General features: G+C 59.5%; 1 pseudogene. It reads right to left on the reverse strand.

The annotated features are described in order from the left end of the window. Positions 1-331, reverse strand: a pseudogene (locus tag FW796_RS31905) (T6SS effector phospholipase Tle3 domain-containing protein); the annotation flags it as partial.

A 331-nucleotide genomic window follows, 5' to 3' on the forward strand; every position in this document is an offset into this window, starting at 1 on the left:
CTCTGAACGCGTCACCAGCACCTTGCCGTTGTCTGTCGCTCGGGCGGCAAACACGTGGGTGATTTCAGATATTTCCTTGCCTTCATTGAGGGCCTCCTGAACGCTGCCAATATCACGCCCGTGCTTGAAGGCGACGGCCTCATCGATCGCCTCCAGCCGGGTGTGCCGGGTGCTTTCAGGGGTCCAGGCCTTATTGCTGATCGCAATCGCGGCGTCGATAGGCGCCAGTTTGTCCTTGACCTGATAGACACCGCTGTTTGAGTCCGCCCCCGGCATGACCACCGTGCCATCGGCGTCAAAGTTGGTTGCAACGGGCACTGGCAATAACGGT

The sequence above is a fragment of the Pseudomonas sp. 910_21 genome (assembly GCF_052850735.1).